We start from the raw sequence: 17739 nt of genomic DNA, 5'->3' as shown, positions 1-17739 counted from the left end.
TATCAAAATCAAAAATAGTTTGAATGCGAGTCAGTATGTCACTGCTGTAACAGCAAGAGCGTTAAAGTCCTTTTTCAAGTTCTGCTTGAATGTTTTTCTTGCGCTCCATCCAGTCATCTAGATTGGACACAGCATAGTAAGGCAATGTCAAAACCCCCAACTGAAAGGTCGGCCAACTACTGCCGCTGTCTTCAATTACAATTTTTTTGAGTCCCTCTTTGAGGGCTTCCTTGCCGAGGTCATCGATCGCGATCGCTTTCAATGCATCAATCAACGGACGGAAATAGACCTTGTAGAATGCATCCTCGTACAAGTCAGCATAGCCTTCCGTTGCGATCGAGTCCCAATTTACTTCAATGGGCACTTCAAACCCAGATACTGCATCGATCTCTTGTTTTAGTTTGAGATACCGTCCTTCTGAGAAAGCTTTAATTGCTCTCCGTTCTGCTAATCCCATACAATTTCTCCACACAGAAACAAACCGAGATGATTGCCAATTTACACTTTCACCCCTGACTTAAGGGTTATGGCTAAATTCATCCGTCATTTTAACTTTTGAATCCCAACAAATCAATCCTATTGGCTCGAATTTAAGAATTTGTCATGCTTTCTGGGTTTGCAATGGGGAGAAAATTGCTGCTTTTTTTGCTCTTTCTCTTTACGTTCGCTGTAGCGATCGCATAGGTAATCCACTTTATTCCTTAAAAGCAGGGTGAATTTATAAAGTTCTTCCATGACATCCACGACGCGATCGCGGTAAGCCGATTCTTTCATCGTTCCATCTTCGTGAAACTCTTGATAAGCTTTAGCCACCGACGATTGATTGGGAATTGTGAACATGCGCATCCACCGCCCTAAAATACGCAGGGTATTCACCGCATTAAAGGACTGAGAACCGCCACTTACCTGCATCACAGCCAGAGTTCTTCCCTGAGTTGGTCGCACGGCACCGATGCTTAAGGGAATCCAATCAATTTGATTTTTTAGAATTCCCGTGATATTGCCGTGCATTTCTGGACTGCTCCATACCTGCCCTTCAGACCAAGTGCTAAGATCCCTTAACTCCTGTACTTTGGGATGCGTATCGGGAACGCTACCATAGATCGGCAACTCACGCGGGTCAAAAAATTTCACTTCCGCGCCAAATTCTTGAATGATTCTGGCTGCCTCTTCTGCTAAAAGTCGACTGTAAGAGCGTTCTCTAAGAGAACCATAGAGAAATAAAATTCTCGGTGGATGGTCAAATGATGTCATAACTTCTCAAACGTACTCTTAATTCGTCATAGCTTGGATCAGTTTTTCAACTCTTTCTTTTACCTGGTCTCTAACTTCGCGAAATTTCTCAATCGAGTGACCTTCTGGGTCGTCTAGTTGCCAATCTTCAAAGATATCTCGTAGCACCCAAGCTTCTGGTAAATTTACGCCACAACCACAGAGCGAAATCACGGCATCGAAATTTTCTGGATTAAACTCGCTCAGGGCTTTAGAAGTTTGGTGGCTAATATCTATGCCAATCTCTGCCATCACCTGTACGCTAATCGGGTCGATATGACTTGCTTCTAAGCCCGAACTCGCGACTTCGATTTTCTCTGCTCCTAACGTCCGCGCAAAGCCCTCAGCCATTTGCGATCGCCGCGAGTTTTTCTTACAGACAAACATCACGCTTTTCATGGAAATCTTTCCTTGGTAATGGGTAGTTGATAGTTGTATAGCTAACAGTTGATAGTTGATAGTTCTATGAGGATTCCATCGTTTTGAAATAACGCTTCTTAATCCAAAAAGCGACATTAACCAAGCCAATCAGAACGGGAACTTCGACCAAAGGTCCAACGACAGCGGCTAAGGTGACGCCAGATTTAAGCCCGAACACGCCTACAGCGACAGCGATCGCCAACTCAAAATTGTTGCCCGATGCGGTGAAGGCGACACTTGCTGCTTTGTCATAATCGGTGTGGATGCGCCATGCCATGTAGAAGCTCACCAAAAACATAACGATAAAGTAAACGATCAGGGGAACGGCAATTCTTGCCACATCTAGGGGAATCTGTACGATCGAATTCCCTTTGAGGCTGAACATCACCGCGATCGTGAACAGTAGAGCAATCAGTGTAATTGGGCTGATTTTGGGGATAAAGACTTCGTGATACCAGGTTTTTCCTTTTAGCTTTACCAAAAAGAAGCGTGTCAGAAATCCTGCCAAAAAGGGAATACCCAAATAGATAAGCACACTCTGGGCGATTTCAGCCATGCTGACATTGACTACCGAACCCTTTAAGCCAAACAGTGGCGGGAGTACGGTGATAAAGAGCCACGCAAAGGGGCTATAGAAAATCACTTGAAAGATGCTGTTAAAGGCAACCAGTCCCGCCGTATATTCTGTATTGCCCCGCGCCAGATCGCTCCAGACGACCACCATGGCAATACAACGCGCCAACCCAATCAGAATCAATCCCACCATATATTCGGGGAAATCTCTGAGGAAAGCGATCGCCAAGAGAAACATCAAAATCGGCCCCACAATCCAGTTCTGCACGAGGGACAAACCGAGGATTTTCGTATCGCGAAAGATTTCGCCCAATTTTTCGTAACGCACCTTTGCTAGGGGTGGATACATCATTAAAATCAAGCCGATCGCGATCGGAATGTTTGTCGCCCCCACCTGAAAGCGATCGATGACTGCGTCAAATGTTGGGAAAAAGTAGCCGATGCCTACGCCGATCGCCATGGCAAGAAAAATCCATAGGGTCAAGAAGCGATCGAGAAAGGAGAGTCGTTTAACCGATAGTTTTGCTGCCATGAATCTTTTAGGATTGCGGTGAAAGCCACGAACAAAAAGGAATGCTTTAATATTGAGTCTAATCAATATAGATAGCCATCTATATCTTAGGCACCTATATTCATCTATGTCAATATAGAGAATATGAAGAAGCTCGTTGTGCCCTGTTGTCCTCCCTTGTTGGCTGGTCGTCTCACCCTTGAAGAGTCAGCTCAACTTGCCACGCTCTTTCGCGTGCTGAGCGAACCGATGCGGTTACAAATGCTAAGTCTGATTGCCGCTCAACCCAATCAAGAAGTTTGTGCCTGTGAGTTGGTCGAAACATTGGGGCTATCTCAGCCTACAGTCAGCCACCATCTCAAGGTGATGTACGAAGCAGGCTTATTAGAAAAAGAGCGACGCGGTACTTGGATCTATTACCGCATCGTGCAGGAGCAACTTACAGCATTGCGCAATGTCTTGGCGTAATTTACAGGAGCCATGCCAATATTCATGCCAATAGGGTACAACTGAAGCAGTGGTATTTTCTAGGTGAGGAGATTTATGCAAAAAAAACCATACAGAAAAAATGTGGGCATGGTGATCTTTAATCGTAATGGTGAGGTTTTAGTCGGCGAGAGGCTAAATGTCAGTGGGGCATGGCAATTTCCACAAGGGGGAATAGACGAGGGCGAAGAACCCATTAAAGCCGCTCAGCGAGAATTATATGAAGAAGTGGGGATCGATGATGCACTCCTTGTCTACGAGCATCCCGAATGGCTGTACTACGATTTTCCACCAGACCTAGAAGTGTGGGGCAAATCTAAAAAATATTCAGGGCAAATGCAGCGCTGGTATCTGTTTTATTGGGATCGACCCGCCGATCGCTGCAATTTAGATACCCATCAGCGCGAATTTAACAGCGTGCGCTTTATCCCGCTCGAGCGATGTGCCGACTCCATTGTGGAGTTTAAAGAACAGGTTTACTTAGCGTTAATTAAATCCTTTACACCTGCGATCTCGGACTATATCCAAAAGTTATCCGAGCAACCACCTAGCTAACCTGCATATCGCTGGCAAGTTTGGTTGCGATCGCCTCGCCTTGTAGTAATTCAACTAACTTGAGCGCAAATGCCATGACTGTGCCGGGGCCACGACTGGTAATCACGAGTCCATCAACCACCACAGGGACGGCTAAATACTCCCCAACTTCTAGATCGCCCTGCACGGAGGGAAAAGAAGTAGCACGCTTGCCTTTGAGTAAACCAGCCTCAGACAATATAACTGGGGCAGCGCAGACAGCAGCCGTATATTTTCTGGCGGCAGATTGCTTTTGTAGCATATCAATGATTCGGGGATCGGCTTTGAGCTTATAGGTTCCAGGCCCACCTGGTAATACGATCGCGTCAAAATCGTTAGGATCGGCATATTCCAACAGCCGATCTGCCATCAAGGTTATGTTGTGAGCACCCTCTACGACTACTGATTCCAGCCCAACCGTTAGTACCTCGACACCACCACGGCGCAGCACATCAATAATTGTAATCGCCTCAATTTCTTCAAATCCTTCAGCCAAGGGAACTAGTGCGGTTGGCATAGTTAAACAAAGTATTTTTAGGGTTGAAGTTATTGTATCTGATTAGCGATCCCCAAAATTTTTGACAGCGATCGTTGCATCATTTCTTAGTTTTTGAAATATTTGCGCTGTTTCTCCCTAAAGTCTTAGGCAAAATTCACCCCGATCCAACCGCAAGCCAGAGTTTAAATTCGAGCTAATTTAAAAACTATTCCTCATTGTCTATGTCCCTCTCTTTTGCCATATAAACTTTGGGTCGATTATTCACACCATTGGCAATCACCCCGATCAGATTAAATCGTTTCATCACTTCTGTAGCTTGAGCAAACTCAGAGCGGGTAACGCGATCGATTTGCCCTACCATCAAGACTCCACTACAAAAAGAAGCAATCTGAATCGCATCCACCGCTCCCAAAATTGGCGGGGAGTCTACGATCACGAGATCGTAGGTTTGCTCGAATACAGATGCTAATTTCCGCATCCATTCTGAGCTTAAAAGATTTACCGAATCCGTAGGGATTGGACCAGAAGTAAGCACATCAATATTGGAATTTGAGGACTGAATGATATCTGTGCTTAGAACCGTGCCGTTACTGGTAAGTAGCGTGGACAGCCCGCGATCGTTGGGGATTTTGAGAAGCTTATGTAAACTAGGCGCACGCAGATCGGCATCCACTAAAAGTACCCTCTGGTGTAACCTTGCGGCACTCGTTGCTAAGCTTAGCGCAATCGTTGATTTACCCTCACCAGCCAGTGCCGAAGTAATTGCAAGCGATCGCAACGGGGACTCAAAGCCAAGTAATTGAATATTTTGATAAATCAAATCGATCGATTCTCGAAAAGGTTGCCACTGCATGACATCAATTGCCAAAGGTGACAACACTTGCCTTTCCTTAAGAAATTGCGGTCTAAAAATAGGGGGAGTTACTTCGGGTTGTAATAATTTAGGCGTCATACCCAAGAGTGGCAGTTCCTGTTGCTTTTCTAGGTCAGCCGAAGTGTGAACTGTATCATCCTGTAGATCTCTTAAAATCGCGATCGCTGCCCCAAGAACTAGCCCCAAAATCACACCAACAATTAAATTGCGACTGTAGCTAGGTGCCTTTTCTGCGCCTAATCGGGGCTCTTCGACCACTTGCCAGTCATAACCACCTCTAGCAATTTCTAAGCTAAGTTGTTGCCTTGCCTTTAAAAGTGCTTGGAGGGTATCTTGTTCAATTTGTAGCTTTGGCTTTAATGCCTCGTATTCTGTAAGTAGGCGGGGTAATCGTTTAATTTCAGCTTTTAGCTGCTGTTCTTGCTCTTCTAGCGCTTGCTGTTTTGCATTGATTCCAGATAAACCAGATTGTGCCTCAACCAATTGGGTAGATAGACTAATATCAATGGCACTCAACTGATTATCTCTCCCTTGATTTGGGTCATTGGAACGATCTCCAAGAATTCTTTGCCTTGCATCTTCTAACAACTGCAGTTGACTCTGAAACCGATCTTGGAGATTTTGAATCAAGGGGGCAGAACTGGAAAAGCGTTGCTGCTCTTGGGCTAATATGATCTCAGTTTTTTGCAGTTCCCCCAAAATTGTTGTATAGCGAAGCGACTGACTTAACCGCGTAGAGGCTAGTGCTGCTTGCGGTGAGAGTCCTAGTTCTTGTTGCAAGGTATTTGCCTTTGCCAAAAGTTGTTCGTACTCGATTGTATTTGCACGCTTTTGCTGCTCGATCGCACTCAAAGCCGACGTTACTTCAGTCACCCGTTGAGAAGCATCAAAAATATTATGCGTCTGGCGAAACTGCTCTATAGCATTCGTGGCATCGGCGATATTTTTCTTCACAACCGGAATTTGCTCGTCAATAAAGGCAAGCCCATTGGTCAAACGCTGCTTTTGTTGATCTAGGTTATAGGCTAAATAAACTTTCTGAAAGGCCTTAAGTACCTGTCGTGCTCTTATAGGATCTTTATCTGTATATTCAATCGTAAAAATTTTGGTAGCAGGCGCACCTTGACTAATTTTTAATGCTCCCTCATCAATGTTGATATTTGGATATTCAGCTGCGAGCAAATCGGTTGCTTTTTGAAACATTTGCGAACTGCGCATCAGAGCCAACTGGGTAGCAAAGTCAACCTCTACATCCGCACCTGTAACCAATTGGCTCTCAGAAGTTCCTCCCCCTTTGGCTTGTTTGTAGTTGGGCTCAACCAAAAATTGCATTGAGCTTTGGTAGGTAGATTTAGCCCTAAGATTGGCAACGGTTACTAATGCTAGGCTGATACATAGTGTGCCCAATACCCAAAAGCGGCGTCGAGACAACATCGCCAAAATTTGTCCATAGCTAAAATCAATTTCAGCCATTTGGGTAGATTTACTTTTAGTCATATTTCACTTCCTCAGATTGCTCAGCAGTGGTTTGATATGCGTCAACTAACTCTGCATTGACAAGATCGGGTTTGGCGACTTTGGTTTTACAAACATTCTCAATCACTCGATCAACCTTTTGAAAAAAACACGCTCAGAAAAATTTGCCAGAGCGTGTTCTCTAATTTTTGCATAGTCCCAATTAATTTCACACGACTCCAGCATGCTGCTTACAAGGATTGCTGAAGATCGCGAACCAAATCTTTAATCACCAAAACAGTAAGGACTCGATGAAATTGGAAATACCGATCCCTTAGATTAGTTTTACTTATTTTTTTTGACAGTAATCACACAAACTATAATGTGAGTAAAGATGAAATATTGACTTTATAAGTTATTTTGGTGGCTCTACAAGACGATAGCTAGATTTAACAACTCTAAGACTGTCGTAACCTACGGGGACTAGCAATGCCAACAAGTGCAACATCAATGCTGGGAGAACTACTAGATCAACGCTACCGAATCATTCAAACGCTGGACTGTGATTGTTGTAGTCAAGCTTATTTGGCTGAGGATTCCTCTAAACAAAGTTTTTCGCAATGTATTATCAAGTGCTTTCGTCCCGCTGACACAGACAGTGCCACGATCGCCACGGCAAGAGACTTATTTTTTGCAGAAGCACCTAAGTTAAAACAACTCGGACTGCAAAGCGATCGCTGTCCTAATGTCTTGTCCTTCTTCGAGCAAAACAAGGAGTTCTTTCTTGTCGAAGAAGTGATTCCTGGAAGGGCTATCAGTAATGAAATTCAATCAGATCAATGCTTTAGCGATAGCGAAGTCACTGAGCTTCTACATGAAATTCTAATCACGCTTAAATTTATTCATGCATTTCAGATCGTGCATGGCGATCTCAATCCTAAAAACCTGATTCGGCGACAGTCCGATCGCAAAATTATTCTGGTAAATTTTGTCATGCTCAGGGGGATCTGTACGCCTCACTTGCATGGTCAAAACTCAACGGATCCAAAGACTCGCTCTAAGCCCATTGTGGGAACCCCCAGTTACATCCCACCCGAACAAACTGAAGGACAATTAACGCCCAGTGGGGATATTTATGCGCTTGGCTTAACCGCAATTCAGCTATTGACCAGTTTGCATCCCAGCCAACTCAACTATAACAACATTACCAACACCCTCGATTGGCAAGTTCATGCCAGTGTTAGCTCCGATCTAGGCAGAATTTTAGATCGCATGGTAAATCACAACCAAGAGGAACGCTATCAGTCAGCCCAAGAGGTTTTGAGCGATCTCTATATCCTTGACCCAAATTTAGCACCAACCCATGTTAGGTTGTTCGGTATGAAAGGAGATTCAAAGCAGAAAACGCTACCACTGATCGTAGGGGGAACTGCTGCTGCTGCGCTCATCGCTGGTGGAGCTTTTTATCTCACGCAAAGTTTTTCGAATGACCCTGCACCAGCGCCTACGACTGTAGCTACGGAGACCGCTCCGCCAGCTTTGCAATTTACCCCGCTCAAAATCAAGTCCACGATCGCAGGGCATGATGGCTGGGTTAGAGCCGTGGCATTTTCTGCCAATGGGCATACGGTGGTGAGTGGTAGCTATGACAAAACCCTGCGCTTGTGGGATACCAAGGGTGGCAAAGCATTTTTGACTTTAACCGAGCAATCGGCAAATGTACCAGGGGTGAACGCGATCGCCACAACTCGTGATGGCAATACCTTTGCCAGTGCTGGGACAGATAAGACTATTCAACTGTGGAATTTTCGCAATGGTCGTGCTCTGAATAAACTCTCTGGTCATACTGGACCAATTTATAGCCTTGCCTTTGATGCAACAGGTAAACTATTGGTCAGTGCCAGCGCCGATAAGACGATCAAATTATGGGATTGGCGTGCAGGGAAACTGATCCGCACCTTTTCTGGACATGCAGGGCTTGTACTTTCCGTCGCGGTGAGTCCTGATGGCAAAGCGATCGCCAGTGGTAGTGCCGATAAAACGATCAAGATTTGGGACGTAGCGACTGGCAAAGAGATTCGGACATTAAAAGGGCATAAATCACAGGTGAGGGCAGTCGCTTTTAGCCCCGATGGCAAACTGATTGCTAGTACAGGACAAGATCTAACCGTTAAGCTATGGGATGCTACCACAGGTAATGAACTTCGTAGTCTGACTGGGCATACTGGGACAATTTTGGCCCTTGCTTTTAGTCCTGATGGTCAAATTCTTGCCACAGGTGGATCGGATAAAACAATTAAGATTTGGGATATGCGGACAGGCAAGTTATTGCAAACATTAACTGGACATACATTACCAGTTCTATCTTTAGCATTTAGTCCTAAAGATAGAACCTTAATCAGTGGAAGTACGGACAAAACCATTAAGGTTTGGAAGTAAGGCTTTCGATTAGAGCGCCCCGCCCATAGACTGCATTAACATGGCTTCCATTTGAGAAGCCAGTCGCGTGTTGCCTTGGTTATATTGCTCTAGGACGCTCAAAGCAAGTTCAAGCGATCGCACTGACTTGCCCTGATACTGATATTTAAAGCGAGAATTGAGACACAATTGATAGAGAAAGGCTAACTCATAGAGCGTCTTAGCATACTCTTGTGGCATCTTGGCTTGCTCAAACATCATCGAAGCATCAAGGAGCGTATCCTCAGCAATCTCAATCGTGTCCTCCTCTAAGGTATCTAGACCTTCCAGCAATCTGCGATAAAGAACCCGACCGCGCATCCGTTTAGCCGACGCAATCCCTGCTTTATGTTGCAGATTGGTAAACCGAGGCACGATCTCGCGATCGATCAATTTGAGGCTATCCTCTAACCGATCGCCTCCCAAGAGCGCTTCTGCCAAATCGAGAGATAAATAGGCAACTCGTTTGGTATCTAAAGGTTCTTGGGTCAGTTGCAGTGCTTCTTGAATCATGCCGATCGCCAGTTGCCATTGAGCCCTCACGATCGCCAGTTGCGCCAAACCTGAAAGAGCTTGGATGCGAAGTACTTCATCTTCGTAAGCTAACCCAATCTCTAAGCTAGTTTGGAATAGGTCTTCAACGGGTTCCAGTTCTTCAATTTGTAAATGGAGCCTTCCCAAATGCCCAAAGCTAATCGCTTTGGCATGTTCGTCATTCAGTTCTTGCCGCAGTGCCAGCGATCGCTCTAGGTGAAATAGAGCCGTTTGGAAATCACCAACCGTAACGTAATATTTCCCTAAGGCATCATCGGTGAGCGCCATGCCCTCTAGATCGTTAATTTGCTCGTAGGCTTCATAGGCAGCTTGAAGTAGAGAAATACTATCTACAAGATTATTTTGCTTCAGTGACCAAATACCTTGACAGTAATGTAAATAGGCTTTTTGCCGATCGCAATGACTGGGATTATCTTTTAGTAAATCTTCGGCTTTTTGTAGCAAACTATGAGCGCGGAGCAAACCCTCAGGTTGGCTAATCTCAATCAACTCTAGAGCTAATTCCATGGATGCTGTTGCTAAAGCCACGCGATCGGTACGCTCGTCTGCAATGTTTATCCATTTCTCAAAATAATGCATGGCAGAGGCTCGATCTTGCCGACGCAGCAATTGCCCCTGTTCCAGAAGTTCTGCCAACTGCATAGACTCATTCCTATTTCTTGTAGTTATGTGATATTCGTGTAAGCAGGATACATATCCTTAAATCCCATTCATCAGCAGTGATTTGTACAGATAAACTTGTATGTACAATCACCACAAGATCGACTGTAAGCAACAAACCAGTTCTATATGAATCGACATAAAATCAAACTAGAAACTGTGCTGAAAGTCTATCCAGCAAGCCAATTAAGATCTCCCCTTAAGATCCTGTTGGCATTGTTACAACAAAAGTGCAGTAACACCTTAAAAATTAACCTAGCTCCCCCCTAATACTGCCACATCGCTTAGCAATTATTACATGCAAGGCACTAACACCAATGCAACCAGCCAATGCAGCAAGTCCCAAACATTTCGTTTATCGATTGCTGAAACTGATAACAGCAAAGCGTTGCTTAGCCTCACCTTTCATTATAGCAACTCGATTAGTTTTCGAGTACCTTTGTAGCCCAGGCTTGGGCAATAAAGGTACCAAATTCTTGTTGAAATCGCTCAGGAGCAAAGCACAATGCGCGATCGCGACAATTGCTTGGTTGAATTCGATCGCACTCCTGTTCAAACAGCATAATCGCTGACTTTAAGCTTTCGACGGTCTGCTCGGCAAAGAAAACACCTGTAGGTTTGGCGCAATCTAGCCCCCTTACTGTTTCTAACACACCACCTTTGCCATAGGCGATCGCAGGCGTACCGCAGGCTAGCGCCTCAACGGGTGTGATCCCAAAGTCTTCCTCGGCAGCAAACACAAATGCTTTGGCACGTTGCATATATTTCCGTAACTCCGTGGGAGGTAAATATCCTAAAAACGTCACATTCTTGCCCGCGATCGCTTGCAACTCCTTAGCATTGCCACCATCACCGATCACAATTAATTCGCGATCGCCAAGCTGACTAAACGCCTCTACGATCAAGTCCACGCGTTTGTAAGGCACAAATCGCGAGGCAGTCAGATAAAAGTCTTCTTTCTGTTCGCATAAATTAAAATTCGTGACATCCACAGGAGGATAGATCACCTCAGCGGAACGGCGATACACCTTTTGAATTCTCCTTGCAATAAAAGCTGAATTTGCTACGAACAAGTCCACGCCATTGGCAGTGCGCGTATCCCATAAGCGCATTTGATGTAGAAACCACCTTGCCAACCAGCTTTTTAGCCCTCTCTCTAATCCAGACTCTCTAAGATATTGATGCTGCATGTCCCATGCATAACGAATGGGGGAATGCACGTAAGAGATATGCAGTTGATCTGGCCCTGTGAGAACGCCTTTAGCGACAGCATGAGCGCTGGAAATAACCAAGTCATAACCTGACAGATCGAACTGCTCGATCGCCAGAGGCATCAAGGGGAGATATTGCCGAAACTTGGTTTTCGCAAACGGTAAGGTTTGAATCAATGAGGTGCGAACTTGCCTATGCTGAATAAAGCTGCGTAACTCATCGGGCAAAAAATCGACGACCGCATACAAATCTGCCTGTGGGAACAATAGCAAAATCTGCTCTAACACCCTCTCTGAGCCTGAGTAGTCAACCAACCACTCATGCACAACTGCCACCCGTAACCGATCTAACATAGTTGGAACTGTATCCTTAAAATTTCAGCAGTTTTGTATAGAGAGCTGTCTAAACTAAACTACACCATTACTTTGAGGATTTTATGGACTTGGCACCTTGGCGATCGCTTTTAGATCGCAACCTCGATCTGCATCAAAGTCAACCCGAAGCGCGTTTTTTACAGCTTGCTACCATTGACCTTGATGGCTATCCTGCCAATCGCACTGTGGTGTTTCGAGGATTTCTGCCCAATACCAATCAACTCAAATTTGTCACCGATCGCCGCAGCCCCAAAATCCAACAGATTGCTTTCAATCCCTTAGCCGAAGCCTGTTGGTACTTCCCTAAAACCCGCGAACAGTTCCGTCTGCGGGGCAAGTTACGCGCGATCGCCTATGATTCCGAATCCGATCTACAAGCTGCGAGACGGATCGCATGGCAAGAACTATCGGATGCAGCGCGGATGCAATTTGGCTGGGCATATCCTCGCCAACCGAGAACTTCCCATCCCACCGCATTTTTACCGCCGCCATCAAGTTCCGATCTCCCTTTAGATACCTTCTGCCTTTTGTTATTGGAACCCATTCAGGTCGATCGCTTGGAACTATTTGGCGAACCTCATAACCGTTCTATTTATGTCCGTGAGATTCGCGATCGGCAACAAGTGTGGTCAGTTCAAGCTGTGAATCCTTAAAAGGGTGTTAAGTATCAGATAATGCATTTTATAAAAAATCCGCATTCATCACTATTTAGGGAGAACACGGATTTTTTATGTATAGAACGAAATTTAGTTTGAGGGAATTAGCCTAAAACAAGCCCAAAGTTAGAGACTTGGCGATCGGCATAGCTGCACCGATACCCAAATAGATCGTAAACAAAGTACCGAACAAAAAGGCGGTCATGGCAACTGGACGACGGAAGGGATTTTGGAACTTGTTCACATTCTCGATGAAGGGAATTAAGATCAATCCCAGGGGAACAGCAGACATCAAGACGACCCCTAGCAATTTGTTAGGAACTGTACGCAGGATTTGGAATACCGGATACAAATACCACTCAGGCAAAATTTCTAAAGGGGTTGCAAATGGATTTGCAGGTTCGCCAATCATGGCAGGATCTAGAACTGCTAGACCCGTACAAAGGGCGATCGAACCCGTAATTACCACTGGGAAGATATAAAGTAGATCGTTCGGCCAAGCGGGTTCACCATAGTAGTTGTGACCCATGCCCTTTTCTAGCTTGGCTCTTAAAATGGGATCGTTTAGATCGGGTAGCTTTTCAATTTTTGACATAAAGCAGCTTTTAGTGATTAGAGGAAAATGGCAAACGATAAGGACGAGTTACAAAGGTCCTGAAATACCTTGCTTGCGAATCATGAGGAAGTGAGCCAACATGAATACGGCAATCAACCAAGGAAGTACAAAGGTGTGAAGGCTATAGTAACGAGTCAAAGTACCTTGACCGACACTTGCACCACCACGTAATAGTTCGGTAATTGTCCCACCCACAATAGGAATGGCTTCAGGTACGCCAGAAACAATTTTCACAGCCCAGTAGCCAACTTGATCCCAAGGTAAAGAATATCCAGTTACGCCAAAAGAGACAGTCAATACCGCCAAGATTACGCCAGTTACCCAAGTCAGTTCACGGGGTTTCTTAAAGCCACCTGTGAGATAAACGCGGAAAACATGCAGGATCATCATTAGCACCATCATGCTAGCAGACCAACGATGGATGGAACGAATCAGCCAACCAAAGTTAACATCGGTCATGATGTAACGGACTGAGTCAAAGGCTTCAGCTACAGTTGGTCTGTAGTAAAAGGTCATGGCAAAGCCAGTAGCAAACTGAATTAAAAAGCAGGTGAGCGTAATCCCGCCCAAGCAATAGAAGATGTTGACATGGGGAGGTACGTATTTACTGGTTACGTCCTCGGCGAGCGCCCCAATTTCAAGGCGTTCGTCAAACCATTCGTAAACTTTACTCATGAATTTTCTAAGAACCTAAGATTGCTTAACGAGAATATTTATTGTTGTTGTTGTAATTGTAAGATATTTTAATACTTCTCAAGATCCCCGCCAAGTAAAGTCAAGCATTTGTTCAGACAAGAGCGGGTAAACCCATAGGCTATTTCAGCAGATTTTTACCAACTATTTCGATCGCTACTTGCCAGATGCTACCTTCCAGATCCTGAAATAGGCTAACTAGATTGCGGGACTGAATTTGCTCTAGTTCCGATTGGATATGGTGCAATGTTCTTTGAGCCATGTGCTGACAGCATTGGCGATCGCACCGTCACTCACATCTTCAGGTGGGGCATTGCCAATGCGGGTAAATGCCATAGACAAGCGCCAACCCTGTTTAGTTGTAGAAATAAATAACCAATAGGCGCGTTGAGAGGTTTCTGCTTTTCCCGCTAGCTTTTCGAGTACAGAGAAAAATACCTGTTGCGGATCGTCCTGTGGACTAGGGATGCGATCTTTGGCTAGGGGAAGGGGTTCGAGTTCGGGCAAGCTGACGGTGAGAATTTGTCGCTTAAAGCCTAAGCGCGTGTAGGTGCGGGTGAGATAACTGGGTAAGTCTTTGGCGATCGCCTCTGAAAGCGTTTTCAGTTCGCTGGGACAAATTTTCGCGACGGGCTGGGCGATCGCGGGGGGAAGTGCGCTTAATATGCCGACTCCCGTACCTAGACTAAAGGCGATCGCGAGGCTTTTTAAAGTTTTGGGTGAAATCACGCTACTTGTGGATGAAGTGAAAACGCGATCGGATTTTACCGCACTTTAAATTCTGGGGGATTCTGGGTGAATTTTTTAGGTGAGTTGGGAGGGAGAAGACACAACCGACCTAGGGCGATCGCCACAGATCGCAGCTAGTTGTTGAAATCTTGATATCATAGTAATTTGAGACACTCTTGCCCTTAATTCGTGTGGTTTCGTGGATTCTCTAAACCTCGAGCAGCTTTTTCCGTTTCCCTTAGATCAGTTTCAGCTAGATGCGATCGCTGCACTTAACGCGGGCAAATCTGTTGTGGTCTGCGCTCCTACAGGCTCGGGCAAAACCTTGATTGGCGAATATGCCATCTTTAATGCCCTGACCAGTGGCAATCGGGTACTCTACACCACCCCACTCAAGGCACTCTCTAACCAAAAGCTACGAGATTTTCGCGAACAATTCGGTACAGAGAATGTGGGTTTGCTCACGGGCGATCTTTCCATCAATCGTGAAGCTCCGATCTTGGTTATGACAACTGAGATCTTCCGCAATATGCTTTACGGTACGCCGATCGGAGAAGTTGGTACATCGATGACGGGTGTGAGTGTGGTGGTACTCGATGAATGTCATTACATGAACGATCGCCAGCGCGGCACTGTTTGGGAAGAATCGATCATCTATTGCCCAACGGATGTCCAACTTGTTGCACTTTCTGCCACGGTTGCCAACAGCCAACAACTCACAGAATGGATTGGCAAAGTACATGGTGAGACAGCACTGATTTATTCCGATTTTCGACCTGTGCCTTTACAGCATTTCTTTTGCCATCCCAAAGGTTTTTTCCCGTTGCTGGATGACTCAGGTAAAAAAATTAACCCGCGACTCAGACCCACCGATGTCAAGTCTAAGGTTGCCGCATCGAGGGAGAAGCCTGCTAGAGATAAAAACGGTAAGCCGATTCGTCAAGAAGCCGCGAGTATTGGTGCAGTGGTCACCCATTTGCGCCAAAGGGATATGCTGCCTGCGATTTACTTTATTTTTAGTCGCAAGGGTTGCGATCAAGCCGTGACGGAGTTGGGAAATTTCTCGCTCGTCAACGATGATGAAGCAGCCCAACTCAAAACTCAAATTGATGCTTTTTTACAAGCCAATCCTGATATGGGGCGATCGGGACAGATCGCGGCGCTCTATCGAGGCATTGCCGCCCACCACGCAGGAATTTTACCCGCATGGAAAGGCTTAGTTGAGGAATTATTTCAGCAGGGCTTAATCAAGGTCGTGTTTGCCACAGAGACGCTCGCAGCGGGAATTAATATGCCAGCGCGGACGACTGTGATCTCTAGTTTGTCTAAACGTACCGATCGCGGCCATCGCCTACTTACGGCATCAGAATTTTTACAAATGGCAGGACGGGCAGGACGTCGGGGCATGGATACAGTTGGGTATGTCGTCACTGCCCAGACACCGTTTGAAGGCGCTAAAGAAGCAGCTTACTTAGCTGTCGCCGAGGCAGATCCTCTAATCAGTCAGTTTACGCCCAGCTATGGCATGGTGATGAACCTGCTCCAGACCCATAGCCTCGATCAAGCCAAGGAATTAATCGAGCGCAGCTTTGGACAGTACCTCGCCGATCTCGCCCTAGCTCCCCAGATTCAAAACCTCGATCTGGTCGAGTCGGAAGCACAGCGGCTAGAAAAAGAATTGACGGGCGTGGATTTGAGCCTCTTAGAAGGGTATGAAAAATTACGCGATCGCTTGCGTGAAGAAAGGCGATTGCTGAGAATTTTAAGCCAACAGGCCGAAGAACAAAGGTTGCACGATCTCGCCACCTATATTCCCTATATTCTGACGGGCACGACGCTCACACTTAACTTGGCGCATCGATTGGCTAAGGGTGGCCCCATTTCTGCTGTCTTAGCGGCAAAGGTTCAAGGCTCGGGGCAGTTTCCTTGGCTGGTGTGTTTGGGGCAAGATAACCGTTGGTATGTCGTTACCTATAAAGATGTGATCCTGTTAGGCGAAAGCATCACCGACCTTGAACTCACCTATCCCCCCGATTTGATACTCAAGCCCAATCAAGTGCTTAAGGGTGACGAGCAAAGCCAAGCGATCGCGCTAGAAATCCCCACCCTCATCATGCCCGAGCCGCCTCCCGAAGTCCTGCAACAAGAGGCGAAATATTTAAGTTTAGAAACGCGGCTGTCAGAGCATCCTGCGACGAAGTGGAGCGATCGCGCCAGCATTGCTAAAAAAGTTACAAAACTAGAGCAATTGCAGAGACAGCTAGAATTTCAGCGCAATGTTTTGGGCGAAAGACGACAGCAATATTGGCAAGAATTTCTCAGCCTCGTCAAGATTTTAGAGAGCTTTGGTTGCCTCAAAGAGGTGGATCCAACGGACGCAGGTAAGGTGGTAGCAGCCTTACGCGGCGAAAATGAGCTTTGGTTAGGCTTGGCACTGTTATCGGGCGAACTCGATGAATTAGCCCCCCACCATCTAGCCACCGTCTGCGCTGCCCTCGTGACTGAAAATAGCCGACCTGACAGTTGGACAGATTTTGGACTGTCCCCCGATGTCGAAGAAGCCTTGGGTAATTTACGCGGAATCAGGCGGCAACTGTTTCAACTGCAAAGACGACATCAGGTTACGATCCCGATTTGGCTAGAATACGAGCTTGTGGGGTTGATCGAGCAATGGGCGTTGGGCATCGAGTGGATCGAGCTATGTCGCCATACCAGTTTGGATGAGGGGGATGTGGTGAGAATCGCAAGACGTACCCTCGATCTGCTATCGCAGATTCCCCATGTGCCGGGTCTGCCCGAGCCGCTTTACCAAAATGCAAGACGCGCCACTCAGCTTATAGACCGCTTCCCCGTAAATGAGGTAATTTAGCCTTAAGGGATGTCTCAGAAATCTATCCCAAACACTGTAGGGGCAATCCCCCTGTGGTTGCCCTAGATACTATGGGGTAGGCACAGGGGCGCTACCCCTACATGGGGTAATTTGTTTTTTTGGAAATCTCTTTAAGTTGTTTAGACGATTTTTTGGCGAATTTCAGGATTTGGATCCGAATTTGGTACGATCGAGAGGGGCGAAACAGTCAGATTTTGGGTAAGTTTATTTAAGGCTTTATAGACATAGACGCTC

General features: G+C 45.9%; 16 protein-coding genes. 5 read left to right on the top strand and 11 right to left on the bottom strand.

Annotated features, from left to right (window positions below; all coding sequences use genetic code 11):
• Positions 1-61 precede the first annotated feature (61 nt).
• The 4 genes from ACP2WE_RS05610 to arsB all read right to left on the bottom strand — a co-directional run bounded on the left by ACP2WE_RS05610 (position 62) and on the right by arsB (position 2797).
• Positions 62-457 (bottom strand): hypothetical protein, encoded by a 396-nt coding sequence (locus ACP2WE_RS05610; RefSeq protein WP_425214607.1) that lies wholly within the window; start codon positions 455-457, stop codon positions 62-64.
• A 119-nt stretch (positions 458-576) separates the two neighbouring features.
• Positions 577-1254 carry an arsenical resistance protein ArsH gene (arsH, locus tag ACP2WE_RS05605; protein ID WP_425214606.1) on the bottom strand — a complete coding sequence of 226 codons (678 nt, stop codon included), beginning with the start codon at positions 1252-1254 and terminating at the stop codon, positions 577-579.
• A gap of 18 nt (positions 1255-1272) precedes the next feature.
• On the bottom strand, positions 1273-1671 hold the full coding sequence (gene arsC, locus ACP2WE_RS05600; RefSeq protein ID WP_425214605.1) for an arsenate reductase, glutathione/glutaredoxin type: 399 nt from the start codon (positions 1669-1671) through the stop codon (positions 1273-1275).
• 64 nt (positions 1672-1735) lie between these two features.
• Entirely contained in the window at positions 1736-2797 is a 1062-nt protein-coding gene (gene arsB / locus ACP2WE_RS05595) for an ACR3 family arsenite efflux transporter (RefSeq protein ID WP_425214604.1), read from the bottom strand.
• Between the two features lie 123 nt (positions 2798-2920).
• Between arsB and ACP2WE_RS05590 the strand changes: the two genes are divergently transcribed.
• Together ACP2WE_RS05590 and ACP2WE_RS05585 are read left to right on the top strand one after the other, a co-directional pair.
• The gene (locus ACP2WE_RS05590) at positions 2921-3244 is read left to right on the top strand and encodes an ArsR/SmtB family transcription factor (RefSeq protein WP_425214603.1); all 324 of its coding nucleotides are present in this window, start codon (positions 2921-2923) and stop codon (positions 3242-3244) included.
• A 75-nt stretch (positions 3245-3319) separates the two neighbouring features.
• Positions 3320-3817 (top strand): RNA pyrophosphohydrolase, encoded by a 498-nt coding sequence (locus ACP2WE_RS05585; protein ID WP_425214602.1) that lies wholly within the window; start codon positions 3320-3322, stop codon positions 3815-3817.
• Here the strand turns inward: ACP2WE_RS05585 and ACP2WE_RS05580 are convergent.
• Both ACP2WE_RS05580 and ACP2WE_RS05575 read right to left on the bottom strand, forming a co-directional pair.
• Entirely contained in the window at positions 3810-4352 is a 543-nt protein-coding gene (locus tag ACP2WE_RS05580) for a DJ-1 family glyoxalase III (RefSeq protein WP_425214601.1), read from the bottom strand. The genes ACP2WE_RS05585 and ACP2WE_RS05580 overlap by 8 nt on opposite strands.
• 187 nt (positions 4353-4539) lie before the next feature.
• Positions 4540-6705 carry a GumC family protein gene (locus tag ACP2WE_RS05575; protein ID WP_425214600.1) on the bottom strand — a complete coding sequence of 722 codons (2166 nt, stop codon included), beginning with the start codon at positions 6703-6705 and terminating at the stop codon, positions 4540-4542.
• Positions 6706-7152: 447 nt separating this feature from the next.
• Here ACP2WE_RS05575 and ACP2WE_RS05570 point away from each other — a divergent pair, with 447 nt between their 5' ends.
• Positions 7153-9102 carry a WD40 domain-containing protein gene (locus ACP2WE_RS05570; RefSeq protein WP_425214599.1) on the top strand — a complete coding sequence of 650 codons (1950 nt, stop codon included), beginning with the start codon at positions 7153-7155 and terminating at the stop codon, positions 9100-9102.
• A 9-nt stretch (positions 9103-9111) separates the two neighbouring features.
• Here ACP2WE_RS05570 and ACP2WE_RS05565 read toward each other — a convergent pair whose 3' ends face one another.
• Positions 9112-10317 carry a tetratricopeptide repeat protein gene (locus ACP2WE_RS05565; RefSeq protein WP_425214598.1) on the bottom strand — a complete coding sequence of 402 codons (1206 nt, stop codon included), beginning with the start codon at positions 10315-10317 and terminating at the stop codon, positions 9112-9114.
• Positions 10318-10757: 440 nt separating this feature from the next.
• The gene (locus ACP2WE_RS05560) at positions 10758-11900 is read right to left on the bottom strand and encodes a glycosyltransferase family 4 protein (RefSeq protein ID WP_425214597.1); all 1143 of its coding nucleotides are present in this window, start codon (positions 11898-11900) and stop codon (positions 10758-10760) included.
• Between the two features lie 83 nt (positions 11901-11983).
• Between ACP2WE_RS05560 and ACP2WE_RS05555 the strand changes: the two genes are divergently transcribed.
• A complete protein-coding gene (locus tag ACP2WE_RS05555) occupies positions 11984-12574 on the top strand; it encodes an Npun_F5749 family FMN-dependent PPOX-type flavoprotein (RefSeq protein WP_425214596.1) in 591 nt (196 codons plus the stop codon).
• Positions 12575-12686: 112 nt separating this feature from the next.
• Here ACP2WE_RS05555 and petD read toward each other — a convergent pair whose 3' ends face one another.
• The 3 genes from petD to ACP2WE_RS05540 form a co-directional block, all read right to left on the bottom strand.
• Positions 12687-13172 carry a cytochrome b6-f complex subunit IV gene (gene petD / locus ACP2WE_RS05550; RefSeq protein WP_330482627.1) on the bottom strand — a complete coding sequence of 162 codons (486 nt, stop codon included), beginning with the start codon at positions 13170-13172 and terminating at the stop codon, positions 12687-12689.
• Between the two features lie 48 nt (positions 13173-13220).
• A complete protein-coding gene (petB, locus tag ACP2WE_RS05545) occupies positions 13221-13868 on the bottom strand; it encodes a cytochrome b6 (protein WP_330482626.1) in 648 nt (215 codons plus the stop codon).
• 240 nt (positions 13869-14108) lie between these two features.
• A complete protein-coding gene (locus tag ACP2WE_RS05540) occupies positions 14109-14615 on the bottom strand; it encodes a hypothetical protein (protein ID WP_425214595.1) in 507 nt (168 codons plus the stop codon).
• 199 nt (positions 14616-14814) lie between these two features.
• On the opposite strand from ACP2WE_RS05540, the gene ACP2WE_RS05535 reads away from it, so the two are divergent.
• Complete coding sequence (locus ACP2WE_RS05535) at positions 14815-17484, top strand: DEAD/DEAH box helicase (protein WP_425214594.1); 2670 nt, start codon at positions 14815-14817, stop codon at positions 17482-17484.
• The last annotated feature ends 255 nt before the right edge of the window (positions 17485-17739 follow it).

Origin of the sequence: Tumidithrix helvetica PCC 7403 (genome assembly GCF_965232925.1) — a bacterium.
Taxonomy (GTDB): Bacteria; Cyanobacteriota; Cyanobacteriia; order Pseudanabaenales; family Pseudanabaenaceae; genus Tumidithrix; species Tumidithrix helvetica.
Note: the sequence above shows the minus strand (reverse complement) of the source record. Positions and strands in the feature narration are given on the sequence as shown.